This window comes from Lacinutrix sp., assembly GCF_023299985.1.
Taxonomy (GTDB): Bacteria; Bacteroidota; Bacteroidia; order Flavobacteriales; family Flavobacteriaceae; genus Lacinutrix.
The window spans coordinates 1-7,120 of the sequence record NZ_JALZVX010000026.1 but is presented as its reverse complement, the minus strand read 5'-3'; the positions used below and the strand labels follow the sequence as shown (position 1 = coordinate 7,120).

Sequence of the window (7,120 nt, the reverse complement as noted above, 5' to 3'; positions counted from 1 at the left end):
TCAAAACGCTACAATATTAAATGGTCAAGATTCAACAATTTTTGGAGTAGAATATTACCAATCTATAGCTGATGCCGAAGCAGATAACAATTCTATAATTGGTCTTTTTCAAAATACAAGTAATCCGCAAACCATACGCGCAAAAGTATTTAATATTGGCAATAGAGATTGTTTCGATATTACAAGTTTTCAAATTGAAGTATTCGATACTCCTGCGATAGCAGCTACTAATAATTTAAACGCTTGCGACAACGATGCCAACCCAATGGATGGGCAAACAGAAATAATATTATCAGGTTTTGATGCCGATATTCTTGGTTCGCAAGATTCTACACAATTTACTATTACCTATTATGGATCACAAGTAGATGCAGATACTGCTAACAATAATCATCCAAATAATTACACAAATCAAACACCAATAATCGAAGAGCTTTTTATTAGAATTGAAAATAACGACAATACCAATTGTTTCAGTACAGGGAGTATTAATCTAGTTATTAATCGAATTCCTGAAGCGTTTGATACAGATATTTACCAATGCGACGAGCAAGGCATGGTCGATGGTTTTACAACCTTTAATTTAACAGAGGTTAACGATGATTTAACTGGAAGTGTTCCAGATACTTCAACGCAATTCTATCTAACACAAAATGATGCTGAAAACAATACAAATGAAATTAACGGTAATGCATATAGTAATACTAGTAATCCCCAAACTATATCTGTTCGAGTAACTAACGACATAACAGGCTGCTTTAACTTTAGCGAACTAATTTTAGAAACTAGTAGCACACAAATTAATGACTACACAGCGCAACCAGTTTGCGACGAACCAGATAGTGAAGATGGTTTAAATACATTTAATTTAGATGATTTTTCTACAGACATTTTAGCAGGATTACCAACTGGATTAGATATAAACTATTATGAGACTGAGAGTAATGCACTTCTAGAAAATAATGCACTAAATTCTTCTTACCAAAATACAACTCCTTATTCTCAAACGTTATATGTTCGTGTAGAAAACGACAATGCGTGTTTCGGTATAAATGAAGTATTGTTAACTGTAAATCCATTACCATTATTAGATAATGATGAAACACTAGTTTATTGTTTAAATAATTTTCCAACTGTAATAACTTTAGAAGCAGGATTAAATGATACTTCTGCAAACTACAGTTTTAGCTGGTCTACTTCTGAAAACACAGAAACTATAGATATAAACACAATAGGAACCTACACAGTAACTGTTACTAACAATGCCACTCTATGTAGCAATACTAGAACTATTACTGTTGAACCTTCTAATATCGCTACAATTGAAGATATTAAAATTACAGATGGTAGCATAAACAACAACCAAGTGACTATTTTAACTAGCGGAGAAGGCGAATACCAATATGCTTTAACAAATCAAGACGATAACACAACGCCTTTTCAAACAAGTAATGTTTTTACACAACTACAACCTGGTATTTACAATGTAACTATTAGAGACATTAAAAATAATTGTGGTGTAACAAACCAAGACTTTTCTGTAATTGGTTTTCCTTTGTTTTTTACACCAAATGGAGATACTTTTAACGATACTTGGCAGGTTTATGGTGTATCTAATGTATTTCAGCCAAACTCTGAAATATTAATTTTCGATCGCTTCGGTAAACTTATTACGCAAATTAAACCTTCTGGTTCTGGTTGGGATGGCACTTTTAATGGTAAACCTTTACCACAAAGCGACTATTGGTTCTCAGTAAAACTGCAAGATGGTAGGGAATATAAAAATCATTTTACTTTAAAGCGTTAATAGATGTCTAAATTCTTTAAAATCGTAGTCTTTTTTAACACTCTAGCTTTGTTTTGTTCGGTTTCGGCACAACAACAGGCTGCTAATTGGTATTTTGGAGATAATGCAGGGATTAGTTTCGACTTAACAAACAATACTGTTTCATCTGTGACTAATGGACAATTAAATACTGCAGAAGGCTGTACAACTATTTCAGACGAAAATGGCAATCTAGTTTTATATACAGATGGTTCAACACTATACAATGCAAACCATGAAATCATGGAGAATGGTAATAATTTATTAGGAGACGATTCTAGTACACAATCTGCTATTGCGATTTCGAAACCAGATGACCCTAATATTTATTACGTCTTTACAGTAGGCTCAAATGTAAACTCAACAGGCTTAAATTATTACACAATAGACTTATCATTTAATGGAGGCTTGGGTAAAGTAGTTGGTACAAATACAAACTTATTAACCAATTGTTCTGAAAAAATCTCTGCAGTTCTAAAGAACTGTCTTACAGGTAATATTTGGGTTATTGCTTTTTCAAATGAACTTGGAACAAGCACAATTAACATGAATACATTTCATGCTTATGAAGTAAGCACAACAGGCGTAAATACAGCAGCTGTTAAGTCTATTCTACCAGTCTCTATTTCAGATTTTATTGGGAATTTAAAATTTTCTCCTAATGGAACAAAGTTAGCAAGTGCAAACGGAATAGACAACTTGTTTATTGCTGATTTTGAGACTAATACAGGAATAGTTTCTAACCCAGAGTTTTTAGAAACGCAAACTTTTTCAGATTTATCTTATGGCGTAGAGTTTTCTCCTAATAGTCAACTATTATATGTTTCTACTTATACATCTGAACAAAACCCTCTAGACCCAACAGGTTCTATACAAAATATTTCTTACCTACTACAGTACAATCTTTTTGCACAAGATATTTCAGCAAGTAAAACAGTTATTACTCAACGTCAACTTTACAGAAGTAGTCTTCAATTAGGTCCAAATGGAAAAATCTACTGTTCTCAAAGCTTAGATTATTCAGATGGTGTCGCAGCTTTAAGTACAATAGCAAACCCAAACAACTTAGGTATTGCATGTAACTACCAACACCAAAACTTAAATTTAAGTGGTAATGTTAGTAGACAAGGATTACCTCCTTTTATTCAATCCTTTTTCACACAACAAATTGATATTATTCAAAATGGAAACAACACATTAGACCTTACACTGTGCTTAGGAGATAGTTACACTCTATCAACTGAAATTATTCCTGGTGCAAGCTACACATGGACGCAAGATGGAAATCCACTAACAGAAACAAGTAATGAACTTACAATAAATGTGGCTGGAGATTACCAAGTAAGTATCGAAACTAATACTAATTGCGGTGATCAAAATGGGCAAGCAATAGTTACTTACACTTCAGGTCCAGAAGCATTTGATGCTAGTTTATTTCAATGTGGAACAACAGATATTTCTACTTTTAATTTAAATCAAGCAAACGAAGAACTAACGGGAAATGTTACTGGACTAATTACTGAATTTTATTTAACACCATTAGATGCAGAAAATGGTACGAACCAATTAAATGGTGCGTCTTATAATAATATTTCTAATCCTCAAGATATATTTGTTCGTGTAATAGATAGTAATATCAATTGTTTTAATACTTCAATTTTATCTATAGGCATTAGCACTTCTCAAGCTGCAAATTATATAGCACCAGAAGTTTGCGATGAAGAAGCATCTCCAGACGGAATTAACATCTTTAATTTAGACGATTTTTCTCCAATCATCTTAGCAGGATTACCAGGATTTGATATCAGTTATTATAGTTCTTACAACGATGCTTTATTAGAACAAAACGAATTACCCCTAGTGTACAATAATGTAACGCCATACTCTGAAACTATTTTCTCGAGAATCGAAAATGGCAATATATGTTATGGTATTAATGAGGTTTTACTTTCTATAAATCCACTTCCTGAACTTGAAGCAGACGAAACCATTTTATATTGTATAAATAACAACGCATTATCACTAATTTTAGAGTCCGGACTACAAGACTCTAACACTTCTAATTATTCTTTTTCTTGGAGTTCTGGTGAAACTACTCAAACTATTGCTGTAAACGCAATAGGTAGTTACACTGTAACTGTTACAAATAATGTAACAAATTGTTCTAACACCAGATTTTTTACTATTGAAGCTTCTAATATTGCAACAATAGACGAGATCGTTATTAAAGATGGACAATTACAAAATAATAGTATTACAGTGTTAACTTCTGGTGAAGGAGAATACGAATATGCTTTAGAAAACGAAGATGGAATTACAACACCTTTCCAAACATTAAATGCTTTTATAAAATTAAAACCAGGTATTTATAAAATTTATATTAGAGATATAAAAAACAATTGTGGTACAATTAACGATCAAGTTTCTATAATAGGCTTCCCATTATACTTTACACCTAATGGAGATAATGTAAACGATACGTGGCATTTTTATGGTGCTAGCAAAAAATTACAAACTAATGCAACTGTATTTATTTACGACCGCTTCGGTAAACTTATTACGCAAATTAAACCTTCTGGTTCTGGTTGGAATGGCACTTTTAATGGCAAACCTTTACCACAAAGCGACTATTGGTTCTCAGTAAAACTGCAAGATGGTAGGGAATATAAAAATCATTTTACTTTAAAGCGTTGAATTTAATCCTTTTCTCAATTTCATGTATTCTAAGAACTAAAATAAGTATTAAGAATTTCATCATTTCAGTTGTTATAATATTAGTAAATTTACACACCAAAATTATTTTTTATTTCCGCTAAGCTATCATTTTCAAAATTAAAAAAAGTCACCTAAATGTTAAAGAACACTTTAAAATTACTATTTACACTTACTTTCCTTTTTCAATCTGTTTCAGTAATAGCACAACAACCAAACGATTGCGTTAATGCTGTTACAGTTTGTGGAGATGCTGATGTTGTTTTAGATGTTAGCGGAACAGGTACTGCAGGTAACGAATTTCCAAATTCTTGCAGTAGTAACGAAAACAATAGTTTATGGCTTGAAGTTACATTTGTAACCAATGGTACATTAGCATTTACGGTAACTCCAAACAGTACTGCTATAACAGAAGACTACGATTTTTTTATTTTTGGACCTAATCCTGTTTGTGGAAGTTTAGGAGCAGCAATTAGATGCTCAACAACTAATCCTCAAGCTTCTGGACAAGGCAATAATTTAACAGGTTTAAACACAACAGAAACAGATGTAACAGAAGGCCCTGGAGCGGCAGGAAATAGCTTTGTAAGCGCAATTAACGTTACTGCTGGAGACTCTTATTTTGTGGTAATAGATAGACCAATAGGTAACAGTCCATTTAGTCTAACTTGGACAGGAACAGCTCAATTTTCAGACGCTCCATCAAGTGAAATAGATCCTTCTGGAGATGCTTTAAACATTACAGAGTGTGACACAGTAACTCCTTTTGGTGACAACACTACATCTTTTAATTTAGAACAAAACACACCTCTTATTATTGGCACACAAACAGATGTTGCCGTTGCGTATTATGTAAGTGAAAGTAATGCAAATATTGGTATAAATCCTTTAATTAGTCCATATACAAACATTAGCAATGATCAAACTATTTTTGCTACCATTACAAATACAACTACTGGTTGTTTTACAATTCAGGAATTCGATCTTATTGTTAACAATCAAGACGATGCTTCTTTTACAATGCTTGCAACATGCGATGGTGGAACCGTAGATAATGTTAATACACCTGGAGGAACTTATGCTTTTAATCCAACACCAACAGATACGGCAGTTATTGATGCAACATCAGGAACAGTTACTAATGGAACACCTTCCTCAACATACACTATAGAATATACAACTGTAGGTACATGCCCTAATACTTCTACTCAAAATGTAACAGTTTTACCTTTAGAAGATGCTTCTTTTACTATTACTCCTACCTGTGATGGTGGCACAGCAACTATTAATGGAGATACAGGTGGAACTTTTGGTTTTAATCCAACACCAACAGATGGAGCAACTATAGATGTAACATCAGGAACAGTTACTAACGGCGTATCAAATACAACTTATACCATAGAATATAGTACAAGTGGTCCATGCCCTGAGAATTCAACCCAAACGTTTACCGTATTAACTTCAGACGATGCATCATTTTCTATCACTTCAAATTGTACTGGAGGAACAGTGAATATTACAGGTACATTAGGAGGGATTTTTAGTTTTAATCCAATACCAACTGATGCTGCTGTAATTGATCCTGGAACAGGAACCGTTACTAATGCTACTCCAGAAGCAAGTTATACCATTCAATATAACACCTCAGGTATTTGCCCAACATCTAATACAGAAATTTTAATTGTACTTCCTCAAGATGACACATCTGTAGCCTATATTCCTACTTGTGATGGCGCAATAGCAAATACAGTAGCTACTCCTGGCGGAACTTTTACTTTTAATACAACACCAACTGATGCTGCTACATTAGATCCAGTAACAGGAACAATATCAGGAGGAACACCAGGAGAAACTTACACGATAGACTATCTTACAAATAGTACCTGTCCTGCTTCTGAAACAATCATGGTTACTGCTAATTCGCTACCAATAATAGTAGCTCCAATACCTCTAGAAGCTTGTGATGATGGTACACCAGATGGTTTTACAGCTATAGATTTATCAATAAAAAACAACGAAATTTCAGGTGGAAATTCATCGTATGCAGTCACATATTATTTTGACCAAAACGATGCAGATAGTGCATTAAATTCATTAGTAAACCCGTACACCAATATTTCAAATCCACAGTTTATTTCTGTACGTGTCGAAGATATTAATACAGGATGTTTTGATACAACAACACTAGAGTTAATTGTTGTGGATGCACCTGTTTCATTTCCACCAACTGCTCCATTAGAACACTGTGATCCAGACAGTGATGGTTTTGGAATATTTACATTAAGTGATGTTACAGCTCAAGTCTCTGGTGGAGATATGGGTTTAAATGTTACTTTCCATGAGACCTTAGCAGATTCTCAAAATAATGTTAATGCATTAGCCAGTCCATACAATAATATTGTAGCCAATACACAAACTATTTATATTCGTGTTCAAAGTGCTACCGCTTCAACAAATTGTGCAAGTTTTGAAACACTTCAACTCATCGTCAACCCAGAACCACAAATCATTATAGCAGCAGATTTAACACCATTAGAAGTTTGTGATGACAATGCAGATGGTTTTGCTACGTTCGATCTTCCA

General features: G+C 33.5%; 2 protein-coding genes and 1 pseudogene. All 3 read left to right on the top strand.

The window, feature by feature from the left end; translation table 11 throughout:
- Nucleotides 1-1,807: T9SS type B sorting domain-containing protein (locus Q0C58_RS01665; protein WP_290696660.1), on the top strand; the 1,807-nt coding region annotated here is incomplete at its 5' end.
- A gap of 3 nt (nt 1,808-1,810) precedes the next feature.
- Entirely contained in the window at nt 1,811-4,519 is a 2,709-nt protein-coding gene (locus Q0C58_RS01660; RefSeq protein WP_290696658.1) for a T9SS type B sorting domain-containing protein, read from the top strand.
- Between the two features lie 156 nt (nt 4,520-4,675).
- Nucleotides 4,676-7,120: pseudogene (locus Q0C58_RS01655) on the top strand (hypothetical protein); the annotation flags it as partial.